Origin of the sequence: Flavobacterium frigoritolerans, from assembly GCF_025847275.1 — a bacterium.
In the GTDB taxonomy this organism is placed as follows: Bacteria; Bacteroidota; Bacteroidia; order Flavobacteriales; family Flavobacteriaceae; genus Flavobacterium; species Flavobacterium frigoritolerans.
Window position 1 is genome coordinate 144,588 of the sequence record NZ_JAOZEV010000004.1, and the last position, 21,252, is coordinate 165,839.

A 21,252-nucleotide genomic window follows, 5' to 3' on the forward strand; every position below is an offset into this window, starting at 1 on the left:
TGAATATTTTTTGAGAAGTAAGATGTTAAAGAATGGTTAAAACTTCAGGCAAAGATCTAATTTTAAGGACGAATTGTGATTCTATTTTTATATTTTTAAGAACTTTGATGATTATGCTTTAGAAAGCAAGATTTATTACTACAAATAATGTTATATTACCATGAGCAAAACACTATTATCGCCTATAATTGTGGGCACTATGAATTGGGGAGTTTGGGATAAAAATCTAACTCCAAAAGAAATGGAAAACCTTATCCAAATTTGTTTAGAGAACAAAATAACCACCTTTGATCATGCTGATATTTACGGTTCATATACCACCGAAGCTGATTTTGGAAAAGCATTCGCAGCAAGTAAGATTTCAAGAGAGAAATTGCAACTGATTTCTAAGTGTGGAATTCAGATGATTGCCGAAAACAGAAAAAATACAATTAAGCATTACGACTATTCGAAAGAATACATCATTTGGTCTGTAGAAAATTCTTTAAAGAAGCTAAAAACAGATTATTTAGATGTGTTTTTATTGCATAGACCTAGTCCCTTAATGCAAGCTGATGAAATTGCCGAAGCTGTCGAAAAACTTAGAACGGAAGGGAAAATTATTGATTTTGGATTGTCAAATTTCACAACTTCACAGACAGAATTAATTCGCCAAAAAATTGATGTTAGTTATAATCAAGTACAATTTTCGGCTACAAATTATGAGCCAATGGTAGATGGTAGTTTTGATTATATGCAAATGCACGGAATTCGACCAATGTCATGGAACCCGCTGGGAACGATTTTTAGAGAAGACGATAAAAAAACACGAAGATTAAAGAAATTATTAGCAACTTTAGTTTCCAAATATAGTTTAGGTTCTGATACTATTTTGCTAAGTTGGATCTTAAGACATCCTGCAAAAGTTATTCCGATAGCTGGAACGGTAAACGTAGCGAGAATTCAATCTTTAATGAAAGCAGTAGAATTAGAATTAGAAAAAGAAGACTGGTTTGCTATTTGGACAGAAAGTATGGGAGATGATGTGCCTTAAATTTTAGTTTGCACTATTTGATTTCCAGATGTTATAAATTAAAAATAAACACATAGAGATATAGTTTCTAGAAATGAAATTAATATTTCTGTGTGTTAAAAATAAAAGAGAATGAAAAAAACAGCTTTGATAACGGGTGCTACAAGCGGTATAGGTAAAGCTACAGCGCAAATATTGGCAAAAAATAATTACAAAGTTATTCTTTGCGGTAGAAGACAAGACCGATTATCAGAATTAGAGAGCGAACTTTCGGAATATACGGAAGTACATACGTTAGCATTTGATGTTCGTGATAAAGAAGCTGTTTTAGAGCGTATTGACTCCTTGCCAGAAACATTTTCTGTTATCGATGTTCTTATCAATAATGCAGGAAATGCACATGGATTGGATCCAATTCAAACAGGTGATTTAGACGATTGGGATGCTATGATTGATATAAATGTAAAAGGGCTTCTGTATGTTTCTAAAGCGATTATACCGCGAATGACCGAAAGGAAGTCGGGGCATATTATTAATATAGGTTCAACAGCTGCCAAAGAAGTTTATCCTAACGGAAATGTATATTGTGGTACAAAACATGCTGTTGATGCGATTAGTCAAGGTATGCGAATTGATCTAAATCCATTCGGAATTAGAGTAGGTGCAATTCATCCGGGAATGGTTGAGACTGAATTTAGTGAAGTGCGTTTTAAAGGCGATACAGATAGAGCTTCAAGTATTTATAAAGGATTTACTCCTTTGCAAGCAGAAGATATTGCTGATATTATTCATTTTGTGGTTTCAAGACCTTATCATGTAAATATTGCTGATTTGGTTGTTATGAGCACTGCTCAAGCTTCATCAACAATAGTTAAAAGAGATTAATTATTTAGACTTCTTAGATTAATAAGAATCTTTAAAAGAGATGATTTAAATGAATGAGGTTTTAATAATTATACTAATAGGAATTAAAGTGTTGTTATTTATTATGTAGTTATTCGATATAGAAATCCAATAATCAATTATCCAACAGTCTAAGAAGTCTAAAAATTTAAGCTAGTCTAACAATCTAAAAATAATGATAAATAAGCGTCTTTTAATAAAAAATCTGCTCGCGCATAATGATGAGAGTAGTTTTTATGATAAAAAAAGGCAATTAAATTTGCATTCCCGTGAAGGGAAAGCAAAGTTTTTAAAACATATTTGTGCGTTATCTAATTCTAATCCAACTAATAATTCTTATATAGTTGTAGGGGTTGAAGATCAGGACAATGAAATTGTAGGAGATGATTTTTTTGACGATAGTCGAATTCAGAATCTGGTCAATGCTTTTCTTGAAAATCCACCAAAAATTCAATATGAAAATGTACCTTTTCCTAATCTCCCAAAAGATAAAGTGATAGGATTGGTTACAATTAAACCCAAAAGCAAAATATCATATTTCAAAAAAGGAATTCATACTATTATTGCGAATAGCGTTTTTGTTAGGCGAGGAAGTAATTCGGTTCCAGTTGAAGAAAGAGAAGTTGAGAAAAATTATCAGAATACCGAAACAGTAATCGGGATCGAAAATAATTCACGTAATAGTATAGAGTATACACTAGATGGTGTAATCGATTTTATGAATTTTCGACATAAGGATATGTCGCCAAAGTATAAAGTTTTTAAGGAATTATTTGTGATTTGTTGGGCAGGAGTTCCAAATAAATCTCGTGATAAAACATTTTTATCTCGGGTGGATATCGAACTAATAAATGAGCAAATTAAGTTGTTCTATTCGGCTCAGGATGTAGTCACGATTACTTATAATGAGGATACTTTTACTATTCTCGAATATGTTCCGTTAGGATTAAATGACAAAACAAGTTATTATCCGTTGGAACAACAAACAATTCATTTTTTTGATAATGGCTATTATAAAATTGATAGAGAAATTCTTTTTCAGCCACCAGAATTTAACAGAAAAATGCTATTTCATATATACAATTCCAATATTGCATTACTTGGCAAATTACAAAAAGGACTTGTTTTATCTAATCGGGAAATGATAGATTTAGAGAATTTACCTTCTACTTTTATGATTTGCTACCTCAATGGTTTTGAAGATGCCAAACAAAAATTAATTGATGCCAAGCTTCTTTTAAAACCTTTTACACAAGTGTATTTATCTTTTAAAGAAGCTTTACGAATCTTACGAAAGATGAAATATGATGTTCAGTGAGAAAGGTACTAAGGTTTTCCTCGTAGGAGGATAGCGCTGTCTTTCGCAAAGATTTTCCGTAGAGACATACACATACTGCTGTGCGTCTTTATTAGAGGTTCTAAGGTTGAATTGCCTCCAGTTCTAGCTGGAGGAGATAATTAAGATTGTTTTGGCTTTAGCCAAATTATTTTCGCTTTTGTGTTCAAGTATTATTTATAAACTAAATAGGTATTGACTTTGTCATAAGGTAATAGTAATTCTTTTGGGCCATCTGCATACGAAGCAACTTCATAGGAGTTGTAATAAAGTAATAATCCTTCTTTTGTATAAAAAATATTTAACGGCAAATTAAATTTTTCATTTTCAAACATTAAACCTGTTGCATTGATACTTCCTGTAGCAGGGACTTTATATTTTGCTCTGAATTGTTTTTCTGCAAAGGCTTTAAAATCTTTTTCGTTTACAAATAATTGGTTGTTTGTAATTGTTTTTCCTGTTTTAGGATTAAACAATAAAGAGCGGTATCCTTGATAACCATGAGCGCCTCCAGTAAAGGTATAATGATTGATTTTTATGTTTAAGATGCTATCTGACTGGTATTCTACATTGCCCTCAATTTTGGCTTCCCAACCGAATTTATCGTCACGGAATTTCTTATGCATTTCTTCATAAGAATCAATAAAAGAAGTTGTTAAGTTGTTGTAATCAGTTGATTCAAATGGTTTTTCTCCAAAATAAATGATTTCTTTTAGAACAGAAAATACTTTTTTATTGATGCTATCTGCTACAATTGGAGCATTTTGAGCAATCGGTATTTTTATGCTAATTTGTGGGCAATTGCTTTTACAAGGTAAAGTTGATTTTTTTTCAAACGTTTGTTCTTTGAACGAAAGTTCTCTAGTACAACTTGTTAAAATAAAAAGGGTTACGAATAAAAAAGTATAATGTCTCATCTTTAAAATGTTAATTAATTACAAAGGTATTAACTTGTATCTTGATTAAAATAAATTAAAGGGTAAATTTGTAAAACATTTTAGAGTTACAAAAATATAAAGATATGAAATTCAATACAAAAGTTATACATGGTGGACAGCATCATGATCCAAGCACAGGAGCTGTAATGCCTCCAGTGTATCAAACATCGACATTTATTCAAACAAGTCCAGGACAGCCTCTTGGAGATTATGAATATAGTAGAGCGTCAAATCCTACTAGATCAGCTCTTGAAAACGCATTGGCTAGTATTGAAAATGGAACACGTGGATTGGCTTTTTCATCAGGATTAGCGGCAACTGATTGTGTTTTGCGTTCGTTTAAAGCTGGTGATGAAATCATTGCTATGGATGATTTATACGGAGGGACTTATCGTATGTTTACTCGTATTTATAAAGATTCAGGAATAAAGTTCCATTTTGTAGATATGAACGATATCGCAAAATTTAAATCTTTAATAAACGAAAACACAAAGTTGGTTTGGGTAGAAACACCAACGAATCCGTTGATGAAGTTGGCAGATATTCAGGAAATTGCCAAAATTACTAAAGAAAAGAAAATACTATTTGCAGTAGATAATACTTTTGCAACACCATATTTACAAAAGCCTCTTGATTTAGGAGCAGATATTGTAATGCACTCTGCAACCAAATATTTAGGAGGACATTCGGATGTTATTGCAGGAGCTTTAATTGTAAAAGATGAAGCATTAGGAGAGCAATTACATTTTCAGCAATTTGCTACAGGAGCAACTCTTGGTCCAATGGATAGTTTCTTAGTTTTGAGAGGGATTAAAACGCTTCATTTACGTGTACAAAGACATTGCGAAAATGGAGAAAAAGTGGTTGAGTTTTTAAATAATCACCCTAAAATAGCAACAGTTTATTATCCAGGTTTGCCTAATCATCCATTTCATGAAATTGCTAAAAAGCAAATGAAAGCTTTTGGAGGAATGGTTTCTTTTACTTTTGTTTCAGGTAAAAAAGAAGATTCAATTACTTTCTTAGAAAAATTGAAAGTGTTTACTCTTGCAGAATCTTTAGGTGGAGTAGAATCTTTAGCAAATCACCCCGCTTTAATGACTCACGCTTCAATCCCAGCGGATAAGAGAAAAGAAGTAGGGATTACTGATGATTTAGTTCGACTAAGTGTTGGTATCGAGGATGCAGAAGATTTAATTGCCGATTTGAAACAAGCTTTAGAATAATAAAAATCGTGTACAAATATAAAAACCCCAGCATTTTAATAAATTGTTGGGGTTTTGTTTTATATAGCAAGTTTTAAAAATCCAGATAATATACATATCCAAAATTAAACCAGATTTGATTGTCGTTGGATTTGTTTTCTTTATAAATATTCTTGTTGGGGTTTAATCCGTCAATCCAATCAGAGTTGTAATACTGGAATCTTGCCTCGAATAATAAATCATGTAAAGGAGCTAATTTATAATGTACCCCAGCCCCATAGGTAACAGACAGAACCGTTCCGCTTTGGCTAGAAAATCCATATTGATGCCCATCTGAAGGAGTTAAGTATTTGGGAAAAGTAGTTGCAGTATTGCCTAAAGGGCCTAATGTTGAACTTACTTTGGTATTGTAATAGCTAAATTGAGCACCTATACTTACATAAGGACTAAATCCACCAACGGTATTTTCATATGCATGTATTCTCATGAATGGAGAATATTCTAATTGAAAACCAATATTGGCCAAGGTTGATTTTCCGCTCATGGCCTTAAGTTGTTTAACGCCAATGCTCTTAGGGTTGCCATCTACAGTTGCTCCGAAATGCTCTAAATTAGTTTTGTTGAATGAAATTTCAGAACGAACTTTAAAGTGTTCATTGAAATAATTTTCGCGTCTAGAATTGTATGAGAAGTTTAAAAAATGAACAAGACCGATACCGAAACCTGTGTTTCCGGCATTAGTTGAAAAATCATCTCGTTGTCCATAATCAGATTTGAATGAAATAGGTCCAGCGATAATGCCGATTTCATGTGCTAGTCTAGATTGCGCGTTTGAATTGTGTGAAAATATAAACGAAATTAATAATGATATTATTGTGTTTTTGAACATTAGGTTTAATTTTCTTATCCAGACAAAGATATGAATATCTCTAACAAATCTTAAAATTTTGTGAAAAAAGATAATTAGTAAGGAGTATGACTTTTTGGCTTTAATACTATAACGTTTTCGTGTAAGACATTGCGTTAAAAATATGTATTTTAAAAAATTGGTATTAATAATATAATTCTACTCATAAATTGTGAAATATTAAGCCCAATTTCTTTATTAGGCGTATATTTGTGCAAAATAACAAAAGAAGACTTTTATGTGACTTTTTTGTTATTTGGTTGAGTAAATAATATGATTAATTTATTTGATAATTTTTTATAAAATGAAACAAAAAATAAATGAATTTATGGCTCTTGTAGAGTCAAAAAATCCAAATGAACCTGAATTCATTCAAGCAGTTAGAGAATTTGCTGAAACAGTAATTCCATTCATTGCTGAACAAAAAAAATACGACGGTAAGAACTTGCTTCTTAGAATTGCAGAACCAGAGCGTTCTATAATCTTTAGAGTGCCATGGGTTGATGATAAAGGAGAAATTATAGTTAATAGAGGATTTAGAATTCAGATGAATTCAGCAATCGGACCATATAAAGGAGGAATTAGATTTCACCATACAGTAAATTTATCAGTTTTAAAATTTTTGGCTTTTGAACAAGTTTTCAAAAATAGTTTAACTACACTTCCTATGGGAGGTGGAAAAGGTGGTTCTGATTTTGATCCTGAAGGAAAATCTGATGGAGAAATCATGCGTTTCTGTCAATCATTCATGACTGAATTATGCCGTCATATCGGACCAGACCTAGACGTTCCTGCTGGAGATATTGGAGTTGGAGCCAGAGAAATAGGATACTTATTTGGTCAATACAAAAGAATCAAGAATGAATTTACAGGAGTTTTAACTGGTAAAGGAATTGCTTACGGTGGTTCGTTAATCAGACCAGAAGCCACTGGATATGGTGTTGTATATTTTACAGACCAAATGTTACGTACTATCGGGCATGAGATTAAAGGAAAAAGAGTTGCGATTTCTGGTTTCGGAAACGTTGCTTGGGGTGTAGCCTTAAAAATAAATGAATTAGGAGGGAAGTTGGTAACAATTTCTGGTCCTGATGGATACATTTATGATGAAGACGGAATCTCTGGAGAGAAAATCGAGCATATGGTAGAAATGAGAGCAAGTGGAAATAACAGAGCAGAAATGTATGTTAAGAAATATCCAAATGCTCAATTCCATAAAGGAAAAAGCCCATGGGAAGTAAAAGTGGATATCGCTATTCCTTGTGCTACTCAAAATGAATTGAACGAAGAAGATGCTAAAAAATTAATTGCAAATGGCGTTTTATGTGTTACAGAAGCAGCAAATATGCCATGTACACTTGATGCAATAAAACAATTTGTAGGTAAGAAAGTTCTTTTTGCTCCAGGAAAAGCTGCAAATGCTGGTGGAGTTGCTGCATCTGGATTAGAGATGACACAAAATTCAATTCGTTTGAACTGGACTAGTGAAGAAGTAGATCTTAGACTAAAAGACATAATGGTAGGAATTCACAACCAATGTAAGAAATACGGAGTTGGTGCTGATGGTTATGTAAATTATGTAAAAGGAGCAAATATTGCTGGATTTGTAAAAGTAGCAGATGCTATGCTTGCTCAAGGAGTAGTATAGTTTTTTAAAATACAATTAAAGTGCCTCCATTCGAATTTTCGAATCGGAGGCATTTTTTATTTATATAAGAACGAAATTCAAATACTTTCGTTTGTATTATATTTGTGGAACCAATTGTATAGGTATAAATAATGGAAAAAAAGTTTCTTTACGTTTTGTTTTTATTGCTCATGCAATTTGGTTTCGCGCAAAACAAATTATTATGGCAAGGTTATTTTTCTTATAACCAAATAAAAGATGTCTCAGATTCACCTGTAGCAATTTATGCAGCAACAGATAACGCATTGTTTTCTAAAAATACTGCGACAAATATTTTAAAGACTGTAAATACTGTTGATGGTCTTTCGGGGCAAACAATCTCGTCTTTATATCATAGTGAGTTATTTCGTAAAACACTTATTGGATATGAAAATGGATTGATGACAGTTATTAATGAAGCTGATGGAAGTATCGTAAAAGTAGTCGATATCATTAATAAGCAACTTCCAGCCAATCTTAAAAAAATTAATCATTTTGTAGAACACGACGGAATAGTTTATGTTTCGTGTGATTTTGGAATTGTTCAGTTTAATTTGAAAACATTACAATTTGGAGACACTTATTTTATTGGAGATAATGGAGCGCAGATTAATGTAAGGCAAGCTACAATTTATAACGGATTTATTTATGCGGCTACCAATAGCGGTATTAGGAGAGCTAGTATCAGAAATGCTAATTTAGTAGATTATAATCAATGGACTGTTGTAACTGGAGGAGATTGGTCAAGTGTTCAAACAAACGATACAAAACTTATAGCAATCAATACGTCAGGTTATATTAATAATTATGATTCAGTTTCAGGTGCTTTTGTTGGTTTTACGTCACTTCCAGAAGTAGCGAAGGATATGAGAGCTAAAAATCATAATTTATTTATAACTACACGAAGTGCAGTTTATATATATGACAATCAGATGATTTTGCTACGCCAAATAAAAAATAGTGATGTGGCAACAACAATGCTAAGCTTTACTTGTGCAACAGTTGTAGGTGATAATATATACATAGGTACAGATGAAAATGGACTTTATGTTTCTAAGCTTTCAGGTGCTTCGGGTTTTGAAAACATGATGCCAATAGGACCATCAAGAAATAATATTTTTGCTATCAATGTTACACCAAGTGTACTTTGGGCTGTTTATGGAAATTATGATGTTTTCTATAATCCATATCCTTTAGATAGTTATGGAGTTAGTAAATTCAATACAACAGGATGGTTGAATATACCATACGAAAAAGTGCTTCAGGCTAAATCAATGACAAGAGTTATTGTTAATCCTAATAATGAGAATCAAGTATATGCAAGTTCGTTTTTTTCAGGATTATTGAAAATAGAAAATGATATTCCTTCAGTTTTATACAATCAATCGAATAGTGGATTGGAAACTCTTACATTTCTAGGGCCTGGTTATATAGATGTTAGAATAAATGGAACTGCTTTTGATAAATTAGGAAACTTATGGGTAACCAATAGTTTGATTAAAAACGGACTAAAGGTTTTAAGAACCAATGGGCAGTGGCAAACTTTTCCTATTAGTACTGCACTTATTAAAGCAGAAGACGCAAGTTTTGGGAGCATGACTATTGATAAAAACAGTACAAAATGGGTTGGTACAAATAGAGATGGTGTAATTGCGTTTAACGAAAGTACAAATACAGTTAAAAAAATCACGCAAGGTTTAGATACAGGTAATTTACCCACACCAGATGCAAGGGTGGTTGCAGTTGATGCTAAAGATCAGCTTTGGATCGGTACAACAAAAGGGCTTCGTGTTTTGAGTAATGTAAATAACTTTCGTACAGAAAATCAATTAAAAGCCAATCCGATAATTATAATGGATGATGGTTTGGCTCAGGAATTACTTTATGAACAATTTATTACTGCAATTGTCGTTGATGGAGCAAATAATAAATGGATTGGAACTGTAGATTCAGGAGTATTTTTAGTCTCACCAAACGGACAGGAAACCAAATATCATTTTACTATAAATAATTCGCCATTGCCAAGTAACCAAATCAATGATATTGGTATAAACAGTACTACAGGAGAAGTTTATATAGCAACAAACAAAGGAATGATTTCGTTTAAAGGAATTGCAACCCAAGCCAATGAAGATTTGAATAATGTATATGTATATCCAAATCCTGTACGTCCCGAATTTTCTGGAACTGTAAAAATTGCAGGATTACTTGATAAAGCCAATATTAAAATTACGGATATAGAAGGTAATTTGGTGTATGAAACAACTTCAGAAGGAGGAACAATCGAATGGGATACAACAGCTTTTGGGAAATATAAAGTAGCTTCTGGCGTATACATGATTATTATTTCGGCACAAGACGGAGGAGAAACCAAAGTTAAGAAAGTGATGATTATACGGTAGTTTTCAGTATCAGTAATCAGTGCAAAACATTTAGTTCTAAAAATTTAAGAAAGTTCAATAGTCTAACAATCTAATAACCCATTTTGCAAGTAAAAACCAAAGTAATTGTCATTTCGGCTATAAAATTCCAAGAAAAAAGCTTGATTGCCAAGTGTTTTACACTTTCGCATGGATTGAAAACTTATTTTGTTAGAGATGCTTTTTCAACTCGTAAATCCAGTCAGAAAATTGCCTATTTTCAGCCGTTAACTATTCTTGAGATTGAAGCCGTACATAAAAATAAAGGCACGTTAGAAAACTTCAAGGAGATAAAAATTGGAACACCTTTCCAAACCATTCACACTGACATTGTAAAAAGTACAATTGTAATGTTCTTATCTGAGATTTTGCATTACTCTATTCAGGAAGAAGAAAAGAATGAATCGCTTTTTATTTTCTTAGAAACAGCTTTGTTTTGGTTAGACCAACATGATGAAATCACCAATTTTCATCTGATCTTGATGTTAGAAATTACTAAGTACTTAGGTTTTTACCCCGACGTTTCGGATACCGATCTGCCGTTTTTTGAAATGAATGAAGGTGTTTTTACTCTTTTTCACGGACTAAGTGCGTTAACAGAACATGAAACTAATTTATTTAAGAAGCTCATTGACTTAAAGTTTGATAACGATCAAAAAGTATTTCATGTTATTGAACGACAACTCCTTTTGAAAATCTTGATAGACTATTATAGTTTTCATTTAGACGGTTTTAAAAGACCTAAATCACTAGAGGTTTTGAAAGAAATATTTTCTTAAAAACCGAATCCTATTTTTATATATTTGCGCTGTTATTTTTATAAAATTTTGAAGTTTTCAATCTTTTATAATTAATTTCAAGAACATTATTTATTCTTAACTATAAAATTTTAAAAAACCAAACATGAAGAAAATTACTTTTTCGATTATTCTACTTTTATTAGTGAGTATTTCGGCTTTTTCCCAAAGGAAATATGACGAAATAATCAAAACAGAAAACACTGTACAGGATATGGTACAGAATGAAATTACAGGAATTGTAGTTTTTAAAGAAGGTGGAACTGTAAAAGGTTTGGACCCGGAAACTAAACAAATCGTTTGGACGTTGACCAAAGATGATTTTGGATCAACTTCAGCGGGTGATATCCTGGCTGATCCTGATTTTGGAAAACTTTTTAAAGAAAAAAGCGACTTATCAAGTGTTGCTGGAAGCCCTTATGTAGAAGCTTATATCAATAGTAAATATATTATTATTAATACAGATAGTGGTAAAGTGGTTTATAATTCTTCAAAAGAATCTTTTTGGGTAATGCAATCAGATTTTATTCCTGAAACAGATGAGTATTTGCTTACTTTGAAAAAAGACGGAGATATGGCAATTGCTTTATTGGATATGAAAACGGGAGAGTTAAAATGGAATACTACTGTAGATAAAGCAAAATCATTATTTAGTTTCTCATTAAAAGAGTCTGCAAATACCAATAAAGCTACAGTACATGGATCAGTAATTTATTATTTATTGTACGGGAAATTGTATTCATTTGACAGAAATTCAGGAAAATTAAACTGGAAAGCCGAAGAGGATTATTCAAGATTCTTTTTGACTCAAAATGATAAAAATATTGTAGTAGTAAACAGTAAAGGTTTGTTTGCAGCCAAAGAATATTTAAATGTTTTGAATACAGAAAATGGAAAAAGCATCTGGAAAGAATCTATTAAAACAAAACGTGTTGTTTATTTAGAAGATTGGGGTACAAAATTATTAATTGCTCATTATAGTGGGTTTAACTTTTTTGACCTAAAGACAGGAGAAAAAGTTTGGAAAAAAGACGCTCGTGGAGATGGTTTGAAAAGAGTAATTCCTATCGATGAGGATTTCTTATATGTTGCAGAGAATGAAATGATGTTGATTAACAAAGACGGAGAAAAACTTTGGAAAAAATTCATTGAAATTTCAGACGACAAAGAAGATCCAATTTATTATTTAGGAAAAGTAGGTGAAAAAGTAATGTACCTTACAGGAACTTACGGAAACATGGTTGATTATAAAACCGGAGTTAAACTTTGGAAACGTAATATCGGTTTTGATAAAAATCGTCCGGTTTTACCAACTTATGACGAAGCTACAAATTCGTACTTAGTATATAATGACGAAAAGTTATACAAATTTGATCCAAGTATTAAGGATAAACCAGAGCCTTTTGCTAAAGTAAACATCAAAAAAGAAAAAGAATTAAACAGTATCGAATTATTCCCTTGGGGTGTAGTGCTTTCAGGACCAGTTGAGGTAATGGGAGTTAATATGGATGGAACTATAAAATACCACCTTACTTATACACAGCCTGGTGAAGGAACAAGACGTTTACTTAAAAGTGCTGCAATTGCGGGAAGTATTGGTTTATCAGTTGGTTCAGCAGTAAGTGCTATACAAGCTTCTGAGTTAACAATGACTTATCGTGATTCTAGCGGGAATATGAGATCTACTGTTATTAAAGAAGAAGATAAATCAAAAATGAATCAGGCTAAGAATATGGCAGGGGCTTCAGCGGCTCTAGGTATTGTAGCGGCTAAATTTAATTCTCGTTTTAATGCAATGAAACAAAATAAAGATTTTTCTTATATTTTTGCAAAAGCAGATAATGGAGAAAAAGTTTTAGTAAAAGTTAGTAAAGTAAATGGGGTAGAAGTTGATAAAATTATTTTCAATAACACAAAACCGGTTTATGAAGTAGATCCTGCGACACAAAACATTTTTTATGTGTCTGATAAATCTATTCAAATTTTTAATAAGAAATAAAAACCTTAAAGCCATCAGGATTTACTTCTGATGGCTTTTTTTTTGCCTATGAAAAAAATATTACTCTTAGTTGCTTTGCTTGTAATTGGTTCAATTCAGGCACAAGAAAAAATAAGTTCAAAAAAAAAGAAATTTTACATACCTGTAATTAAATATTCAGAATTTCCTGTTCTTGATAATGCGTTAACGCAAACTACTTTTTATCAAATGGATAAACAGTTAATACAAGAAGAACCTATATTGAAGAAACATTACTTTAATATAGAAGGGTTTATAAAAGATCCTGCAAACGGAAAACTGAAAATTTATTTAACTGTTGAACTGCCACAATATAAAGCAACAAAAATCGACAGTACATTTGATAAAGAGAAGAATGGCTGGATGTTTCAGGCTTTTTCTAATTATAGTGTAAAGATAAAAATGGAAGCGAAATGTGCTGATAAACTTCTATTAACCCAAGATTTTAATACTGTAGAATCGTATTTACTTGCATTTGGGTCTAAAAAAGACAATTTGCGAGCTGCTATAGAAATAAATAACAAAAAAATAGAAGAAGCAGAGAAAGACGGGAATTTTACTGTTGCAGAATTAGGATTAGACAGAGTGATTTACAGTTCTGTTGAAAGCATACAAAGATATCTTAATTACAAATTAAGGTACAAAACAGGCGAGGATAAAATAAAGTTTGAATTTGTAACTTCTAAAGGACATTCTGAATACAATCAGATACTGGCATTTGAGAACGAAATTACAGCTCAAATGGCAAAAGTAACACTGGAAAAAGGTTTAGATGAGAAATTACTAACGCCACATTTGCAATATCTTGAAAGTTTATTGGTTAAATACCCGCCTTCACCCGCTAATGAAAACATACGATTTATTGTAACAAACAATTTAGCTGAAACTTATTTTTTACTTGAAAATAAAGAAAAAACTTTAATGTATGCTAATTTACTTATTGAGAATGACAAGCAGGATTCAAGAGGAGCTTCGATCGTTAAAAGCGTAAATAATGCCTATTTTGCTGATAAAAAAATAAGAAGTCACACGACTCGTTTTGCAGATCTTAAAAAATTAGGCCTTAAAATTGCCGAAGAAAAAGAAGAGAAAAGATTAGCATTTTTTGAAAAAATAGAGCAACAAGACGCGGCATGGGAAATCGAAAAATTGAACCGCGAAACATATTTAGAAAAAGCTAAAATGCAAAGATTTAATTTGCTTGATTCTATACCGTATCAGTTAAACGCTAATTTATTGGCCAAAGTTGTGGATAATTTAGGAGGAAGTCAGGCTTTGAAAAAAATAGAGAAAGCACATTTCTTTTCTAAACTTTCTATAGAAGGAAATAATATACCTCAAACAGAAGAAAAATGGGCAACGACGTCAAATTATCTTCTGAAGAAAAAAATGCCTGAAACCTATTATGAAATTGTGAATGGAGCCGAAGCATGGAGTCATGATGATCGTGAAAGAGGTGTCAATGCAAAATGGGCAAAATTATCAACTTACGATTATAGTAATTTGGCTAAGAATGTTGATTTGATCAATTTCCTAACAGATTTAAGGCTTGATTTATGGAATAATTTTGAAGTTTTACAAGATGAAATGTACGAAGGAAGATTGTGTTATCATTTGAATTATTTCGAAAAAACATTAAGTACAGGAAACAGAACAATTCCTAAAACAGATTATCATGTTTTTATTGACAAAGAGAACTTTAATATAGTTTCAACAGAAAAAACAGAATTTGATAACGGGAATAAAAGCTTTTTTGAAAGAAGACTTTATGGTGATTATCGTCCAGTAGCAGCATTGAATTCAGGAAAAATCCCTTATAAGATTAACTATGAAATCGAAGATTTTAATGGAGAAACCCTTTATCAGGAAGTTCGCGAAAAAGTAGAAATAAATCCGGTTTTTGGAAATAGAATTTTCATGAAAGAAGTTTATTTCGGAGGATTTAAATAGACTTCAATTATTGTACAGAAAAAGAACTAGAATTGATTGGTTTTCGGGATTATTGACTCAAAATTTTGAGATTAATACCAGAAACTAATCAATTCTTTTGTTTTTGTATCCATTATCTCAACAAATGTTTGTGAAATTTGAATAAAGTGATGGACAATAATTCAAAATTCCTTACTTTCGCACCTCGTTTAAGAAAAGAATAAAATGAGCACAAAATTTACTGAATACAAAGGACTTGACTTGCCAACAGTAGCGTCAGAAGTACTTGATTTTTGGAAGAAAGAAAATATATTTGAAAAGAGCGTAACTACTCGCGAAGGTGCTGAACCTTACGTGTTTTTTGAGGGTCCGCCTTCAGCAAACGGGTTGCCAGGAATTCACCACGTAATGGCACGTGCTATTAAAGATATTTTTTGCAGATATAAAACTCAAAAAGGTTTTCAGGTAAAAAGAAAAGCGGGTTGGGATACACACGGATTACCTGTAGAATTAGGTACCGAAAAAGAACTAGGAATTACAAAAGAAGATATTGGTAAAACAATTTCTATCGAAGAATATAACGAAGCGTGTAAAAAAACCGTGATGCGTTATACTGACGTATGGAATGATTTGACCGAAAAAATGGGATATTGGGTAGATATGGAAGATCCATATGTAACTTATAAGCCAAAGTACATGGAGTCAGTTTGGTGGCTTTTAAAACAAATCTATGATAAAGGTTTGATGTACAAAGGATATACAATACAGCCATATTCTCCAAAAGCAGGAACAGGATTATCTTCGCATGAAGTAAACCAGCCAGGAAGCTATAGAGATGTTACTGATACAACTGTTGTAGCTCAGTTTAAAGCAACTAATGAAACATTGCCAAGTTTTCTTCAAGGATTTGGAGACATTCATATTTTGGCTTGGACGACAACTCCTTGGACATTACCAAGTAATACTGCATTAACCGTTGGTCCAAAAATCGATTATGTTTTAGTTAAAACTTTCAATCAATATACATTTGAACCTATCAATGTAATATTAGCTAAGAATTTAGTTGGAAAACAATTCAGTAAAGGATTTTTTGAAAGTAATGAAGTTGCCGATTTTGAAAATTTTAAGCAAGGAGATAAAAAGATTCCATATCAAATCTTAACCGAATCAAAAGGTTTAGATTTAGTAGGTATTCGTTACGAACAATTGTTGCCTTTTGTTTTACCATACCAAAACCCAGAGAATGCTTTTAGAGTAATCTCAGGAGATTTTGTAACTACAGAGGACGGAACAGGAATTGTGCATACTGCACCTACATTTGGAGCAGATGATGCTAAAGTAGCGAAAGAAGCTAAGCCAGAAGTGCCGCCAATGTTAGTGTTGGACGAAAATGGAAATCCAGTTCCTTTAGTAGATTTACAAGGGAAATTTACTTCACATGTGGGTGAATATGCTGGTAAATATGTAAAAAATGAATATTATGACGAAGGTACAGCACCAGAACGTTCTGTAGATGTTGAAATAGCTATTCGTCTTAAAGAAGAAAATAAAGCATTTAAGGTTGAGAAATACGTTCACAGTTATCCACATAGCTGGAGAACAGATGAGCCTCTATTGTACTATCCTCTTGATTCATGGTTTATAAAAATCACCGATGTTAGAGATAAAATGTTTGACCTTAACGAAACAATCAACTGGAAGCCAAAAGCAACAGGAGAAGGTCGTTTTGGGAATTGGTTAAAAAATGCCAATGATTGGAATTTATCACGTTCTCGTTATTGGGGAATACCATTGCCAATATGGAGAACAGAAGATAAACAAGAAGAAGTTCTTATTGGCTCGGTAGAAGAATTATACAATGAAATCGAAAAATCTATAGCTGCTGGTTTTCAAAAAGAAAACCCATTTAAAGGTTTTGAAATCGGCAATATGAGCGAAAGCAATTACGATTTAATCGATTTACATAAAAACATAGTAGATAAAATCACTTTGGTTTCTCCATCTGGAAAGCCAATGGAGCGTGAAGCTGATTTAATTGATGTTTGGTTTGATTCTGGAGCGATGCCTTATGCGCAATGGCATTATCCTTTCGAAAATAAAGATAAAATAGATGGGAATAAAGATTTTCCAGCCGATTTTATTGCCGAAGGAGTAGATCAAACACGTGGATGGTTTTATACACTACATGCAATCGGAACATTGGTTTTTGATAAAGTAGCCTATAAAAATGTTGTTTCAAACGGATTGGTTTTGGATAAAAATGGACAAAAAATGTCTAAACGTTTGGGTAATGCAACAGATCCATTTAAAACATTAGAAGAGTTTGGTCCAGATGCAACGCGTTGGTATATGATTTCGAATGCAAATCCTTGGGATAATTTGAAATTTGATATAGAAGGAATTGCTGAGGTTCGTCGTAAGTTCTTTGGAACATTATACAATACCTATTCATTCTTTTCATTGTATGCAAACATCGATGGATTTAAATATGCTGAAGCAGAAATTCCGTTAAACGAAAGACCAGAAATTGATCAATGGATTATTTCTGAGTTAAATACGCTTATCAAAGAGGTTGATGGTTTTTATGCTGATTATGAACCAACAAGAGCTGCTCGTGCAATTTCAGACTTTGTACAAGAGAATTTAAGCAATTGGTACGTTCGTTTGTGTCGTCGTCGTTTTTGGAAAGGAGAGTACGCACAGGATAAAATAGCGGCATATCAGACACTTTATACGTGTTTGTTAACAATAAGTAAACTAAGTGCTCCGATTGCTCCATTCTTTATGGATAAGCTTTACAGAGATTTAACAACTTCAACGCAGTCAGAAAATTACGACAGTGTACATTTGGCAGAGTTTCCAAAATACGTTGAAAACTTTGTTAATAAAACGTTAGAGAGTAAAATGCAGAAAGCACAAACTATCTCATCACTGGTTTTGTCACTTCGTAAGAAAGAGATGATTAAGGTACGTCAACCATTGCAAAAGGTAATGATACCGGTACTTGATGATAATCAACGTAGTGAAATTGAGGCAGTTTCAGAGCTGGTAAAAGCAGAGGTTAATGTGAAAGAAATCGTTCTTTTGGATGATGCTTCGGGGATTTTAGTAAAGCAAATCAAGCCTAATTTTAAGGCGTTAGGACCACGATTCGGAAAGGATATGGGGTTGATTTCCAAAGAGATACAGTCTTTTACTGCGCAACAAATCAGTCAGTTAGACAAGGAAGGTTCATTAGATATTGTTATTGCAGGAAATAGTGTAACTTTATCATTAGAAGATGTCGAAATAACGTCACAAGATATCGAAGGTTGGTTGGTTGCAAATTCAAACGGAATAACAGTTGCGCTTGATATTACAATCACGGAAGAATTGAAAAATGAGGGTATCGCAAGGGAATTGGTAAATAGAATTCAAAATATCCGTAAAGATTCTGGATTCGAAGTAACAGACAAAATAAAGGTACAAATAAAAAGAAATGGTATATTAGAAAATGCTATTCTTATAAACGAAGACTATATTAAGTCTGAGACATTAACAGATAGCTTGGTTTTCTTAGACGAATTAGAAAGCGGCATAGAAATTGAGTTTGATGATATAAAAACAATGATATTAATTTCAAAATAAATATAAGATGGTAGATGAAATTACAAGATACTCTGACGCTGATCTAGCGGAATTCAAAGAGATCATTTTGGGTAAAATACAAAAAGCGCAAGCTGATTTAGACTTGATTAAAAGTGCTTACATGAATGATTTAAATAATGGTACAGATGATACATCGCCAACATTTAAAGCGTTTGAAGAAGGAAGCGAAACGATGTCCAAAGAAGCAAACTCACAGTTAGCTATCAGACAAGAAAAATTTATTCGAGATTTAAAGAATGCGCTATTCCGTGTAGAAAATAAAACATACGGTGTGTGCAAAGTAACAGGGAAATTAATCGGGAAAGAAAGATTAAAAATTGTACCTCATGCTACAATGAGTATTGAAGCTAAAAATTTGCAACGATAATTTTTAAATATAATTAAAACGCTCCTAATTAAGGGGCGTTTTTTTTGTTTAATGTTTGTGGATAGGTGTTTAGGCTTGTAGTGAATCTTTTGAAAGAATTTAATTCTAATTACAAAAGTTAAGTCTAAATTGAGTCCTTATTTTTTTGTGAGAAGAAGAAAGAAGTAAGTTGATTTGAAATATAAGATGTATTTTTTAATTAGAACTACCCTGATTATTGATAGTTCTAATTAAAATAATAAGATAAACTAAGCTAAGTTTTTCTCTAGCTCTAATTTGTGTTTTCTTAAAACAGCTCTTGTCATTCCTAAATTTGCTTTGGTTGAATCTGCAGCAAGGTAGATCATGAATTTTTTGTTTGGAGAAATATCGATAATGTGAATTTGATTAGAAAGTGTAATCAAAATATCTTCGATGTCCTGGTTTAGATTTAAAGCTTTTACGGCACTCAATTTTGCTTTTACAACTTCGAGATTATAAGCAGCTGCCAGTTCAGGGTCAAAGCCTGGGTCTATTGTTAAGTTTCCAAAGCTTAATCCTGATTCAATTTCGGTTACAGCTACAGCTATAAAGCCATTTACGTTGGTTTTCATTTCATTTAAAAACACATTTAAGAAGTCATTACTCATAATTTTCGGGGGTTTATTGGTTATTAATTATTTTAAAAGGCTGATGCCGCTAAGTTTAGTAGATAATTCATCAATATTTCGTAAAAACAATCCGAGGTTGCTTCCGTCACTAGAGAAAACAATAACACTGTGAGAATTGTTTATTTTGTTCATTACTGCAACACCGCCATCGGTAGTTTTAAGGTATAATTGTTTTAAAGAACCTTTCGCTAAGTCGGTTAGGAATTTGTCGCTCATAGATAAGATAGCATCGCTCATTGCAGCAACACTATCGCTATAATCTAAGTGTAGGGAGGTTATTAATTTTCCTTTTGCACCCGATATTAGGGCTGATGATGATTTCGTCTGAATTAAAAACTCATTTAGGATAATTGTGATTTCATTCATTGTGTGGGGTTTTGGGAAGTTGTTAAAAAATAATTGATTAAGCTAATTTAATTAAAAATATATAACTTTTTCATGTATTATCTCGTTAATTTATTTAACAAATAAAAAACTTTTGCGTATTATTGTAAGTAAATATGAAAATCAAGTAATTTTTAATTTAATATAAAACGTTATGGCTAAAGTGTTGAAATTTAGAGATGTGAAGTCCGATGTTGATAATAGAATGAAGGATTTTGAAAAGATAAGGATTAAGCTAAATGTTGCTCGTGCAAAAAGTACACAGAGCAATAGTATTAAATCCGGAGAAGGTAAAAAGGAAACGAAAGGATTGTTTGATTCAATCTCTAGCTTTTTTTATGAAGGGTCAAAACCAGTTAGATATAATGGAGGGAAATAAAGAACATTTTGTTACGAAATAATTAACGCTCCCTTGGGAGCGTTTTTTTTGATTTAATTGTTACTTTTGCGCCAATAAAAAATTATAAAATGTCACTACGAAAAGCGTATTTACTTATTTTCATTATTTTACTTATTGATCAGGTTTCTAAAATTTACATTAAAACAAACTTTGTTTTAAGTGAAGAAGTAGAAGTTTTTAAATGGTTTAAGATTCTTTTTATTGAAAATGAAGGAATGGCTTGGGGAACAAAAATACCTGGGGAATACGGGAAATTGATTTTGACAGTGTTTAGGATTTTTGCTGTTTTTGGTATTGCATACTGGTTATATGATTCTATAAAAAAACAAAGTTCGACGTATTTAATAGTTGCTATTTCTTTAATTATGGCTGGAGCAGCAGGGAATATCATAGACTCAGTTTTTTATGGAGTAATTTTCGATGATAGTTATAATAACCTAGCTACATTGTTTGCTCCGGAACATTACGGGACATTGTTTCATGGTAAAGTGGTTGATATGTTGTATTTTCCTATTTGGGAAGGAAATTTACCAACTTGGTTGCCAATATGGGGCGGAGAATCATTTAAATTTTTTAATGCAATCTTTAATTTTGCCGATATGGCAATTTCTACAGGAGTTGGTATCTTAATTGTTTTCAATAAAAAAGCATTTAACAAGCACTAACAATTTTA

At 32.1% G+C, this 21,252-nt stretch carries 17 protein-coding genes; 13 read left to right on the forward strand and 4 right to left on the reverse strand.

The window, feature by feature from the left end:
• Positions 1-160 precede the first annotated feature (160 nt).
• The 3 genes from OIU80_RS07105 to OIU80_RS07115 all read left to right on the forward strand — a co-directional run bounded on the left by OIU80_RS07105 (position 161) and on the right by OIU80_RS07115 (position 3,233).
• Complete coding sequence (locus OIU80_RS07105; protein ID WP_264286344.1) at positions 161-1,033, forward strand: aldo/keto reductase; 873 nt, start codon at positions 161-163, stop codon at positions 1,031-1,033.
• A gap of 111 nt (positions 1,034-1,144) precedes the next feature.
• Complete coding sequence (locus OIU80_RS07110) at positions 1,145-1,897, forward strand: SDR family NAD(P)-dependent oxidoreductase (protein WP_264286345.1); 753 nt, start codon at positions 1,145-1,147, stop codon at positions 1,895-1,897.
• Positions 1,898-2,090: 193 nt separating this feature from the next.
• Positions 2,091-3,233 carry an ATP-binding protein gene (locus OIU80_RS07115; RefSeq protein WP_264286346.1) on the forward strand — a complete coding sequence of 381 codons (1,143 nt, stop codon included), beginning with the start codon at positions 2,091-2,093 and terminating at the stop codon, positions 3,231-3,233.
• A 191-nt stretch (positions 3,234-3,424) separates the two neighbouring features.
• On the opposite strand, the gene OIU80_RS07120 is transcribed toward OIU80_RS07115, so the two are convergent.
• The gene (locus OIU80_RS07120; protein WP_264286347.1) at positions 3,425-4,168 is read right to left on the reverse strand and encodes a DUF3298 and DUF4163 domain-containing protein; all 744 of its coding nucleotides are present in this window, start codon (positions 4,166-4,168) and stop codon (positions 3,425-3,427) included.
• A 104-nt stretch (positions 4,169-4,272) separates the two neighbouring features.
• On the opposite strand from OIU80_RS07120, the gene OIU80_RS07125 reads away from it, so the two are divergent.
• Positions 4,273-5,415, forward strand: coding sequence for a cystathionine gamma-synthase (locus OIU80_RS07125; protein ID WP_264286348.1), 1,143 nt, complete (start codon positions 4,273-4,275; stop codon positions 5,413-5,415).
• Between the two features lie 73 nt (positions 5,416-5,488).
• Here OIU80_RS07125 and OIU80_RS07130 read toward each other — a convergent pair whose 3' ends face one another.
• Entirely contained in the window at positions 5,489-6,283 is a 795-nt protein-coding gene (locus OIU80_RS07130) for a THC0290_0291 family protein (protein ID WP_264286349.1), read from the reverse strand.
• Positions 6,284-6,605: 322 nt separating this feature from the next.
• Between OIU80_RS07130 and gdhA the strand changes: the two genes are divergently transcribed.
• The 7 genes from gdhA (at position 6,606) to OIU80_RS07165 (ending at position 19,145) form a co-directional block, all read left to right on the forward strand.
• Positions 6,606-7,949: an NADP-specific glutamate dehydrogenase gene (gene gdhA / locus OIU80_RS07135; RefSeq protein WP_264286350.1), complete on the forward strand. Its 1,344-nt coding sequence runs from the start codon at positions 6,606-6,608 to the stop codon at positions 7,947-7,949.
• 131 nt (positions 7,950-8,080) lie between these two features.
• A complete protein-coding gene (gene porZ / locus OIU80_RS07140; RefSeq protein WP_264286351.1) occupies positions 8,081-10,369 on the forward strand; it encodes a type IX secretion system anionic LPS delivery protein PorZ in 2,289 nt (762 codons plus the stop codon).
• 83 nt (positions 10,370-10,452) lie between these two features.
• On the forward strand, positions 10,453-11,166 hold the full coding sequence (gene recO / locus OIU80_RS07145) for a DNA repair protein RecO (RefSeq protein WP_264286352.1): 714 nt from the start codon (positions 10,453-10,455) through the stop codon (positions 11,164-11,166).
• Between the two features lie 124 nt (positions 11,167-11,290).
• Positions 11,291-13,183: an outer membrane protein assembly factor BamB family protein gene (locus tag OIU80_RS07150; protein WP_264286353.1), complete on the forward strand. Its 1,893-nt coding sequence runs from the start codon at positions 11,291-11,293 to the stop codon at positions 13,181-13,183.
• A gap of 48 nt (positions 13,184-13,231) precedes the next feature.
• Positions 13,232-15,151 carry an Atg14 domain-containing protein gene (locus OIU80_RS07155; RefSeq protein WP_264286354.1) on the forward strand — a complete coding sequence of 640 codons (1,920 nt, stop codon included), beginning with the start codon at positions 13,232-13,234 and terminating at the stop codon, positions 15,149-15,151.
• A gap of 204 nt (positions 15,152-15,355) precedes the next feature.
• Positions 15,356-18,757 carry an isoleucine--tRNA ligase gene (gene ileS / locus OIU80_RS07160; RefSeq protein ID WP_264286355.1) on the forward strand — a complete coding sequence of 1,134 codons (3,402 nt, stop codon included), beginning with the start codon at positions 15,356-15,358 and terminating at the stop codon, positions 18,755-18,757.
• A 7-nt stretch (positions 18,758-18,764) separates the two neighbouring features.
• The gene (locus OIU80_RS07165) at positions 18,765-19,145 is read left to right on the forward strand and encodes a TraR/DksA family transcriptional regulator (protein WP_082001802.1); all 381 of its coding nucleotides are present in this window, start codon (positions 18,765-18,767) and stop codon (positions 19,143-19,145) included.
• A gap of 248 nt (positions 19,146-19,393) precedes the next feature.
• On the opposite strand, the gene OIU80_RS07170 is transcribed toward OIU80_RS07165, so the two are convergent.
• Together OIU80_RS07170 and OIU80_RS07175 are read right to left on the reverse strand one after the other, a co-directional pair.
• Positions 19,394-19,774: a hypothetical protein gene (locus tag OIU80_RS07170; RefSeq protein ID WP_129540561.1), complete on the reverse strand. Its 381-nt coding sequence runs from the start codon at positions 19,772-19,774 to the stop codon at positions 19,394-19,396.
• Positions 19,775-19,801: 27 nt separating this feature from the next.
• A complete protein-coding gene (locus OIU80_RS07175) occupies positions 19,802-20,161 on the reverse strand; it encodes a roadblock/LC7 domain-containing protein (RefSeq protein ID WP_264286356.1) in 360 nt (119 codons plus the stop codon).
• 172 nt (positions 20,162-20,333) lie between these two features.
• On the opposite strand from OIU80_RS07175, the gene OIU80_RS07180 reads away from it, so the two are divergent.
• Positions 20,334-20,558, forward strand: a complete 225-nt coding sequence (locus OIU80_RS07180; RefSeq protein ID WP_264286357.1) for a hypothetical protein — start codon at positions 20,334-20,336, stop codon at positions 20,556-20,558.
• An 89-nt stretch (positions 20,559-20,647) separates the two neighbouring features.
• A complete protein-coding gene (locus tag OIU80_RS07185) occupies positions 20,648-21,244 on the forward strand; it encodes a lipoprotein signal peptidase (RefSeq protein ID WP_264286358.1) in 597 nt (198 codons plus the stop codon).
• The last annotated feature ends 8 nt before the right edge of the window (positions 21,245-21,252 follow it).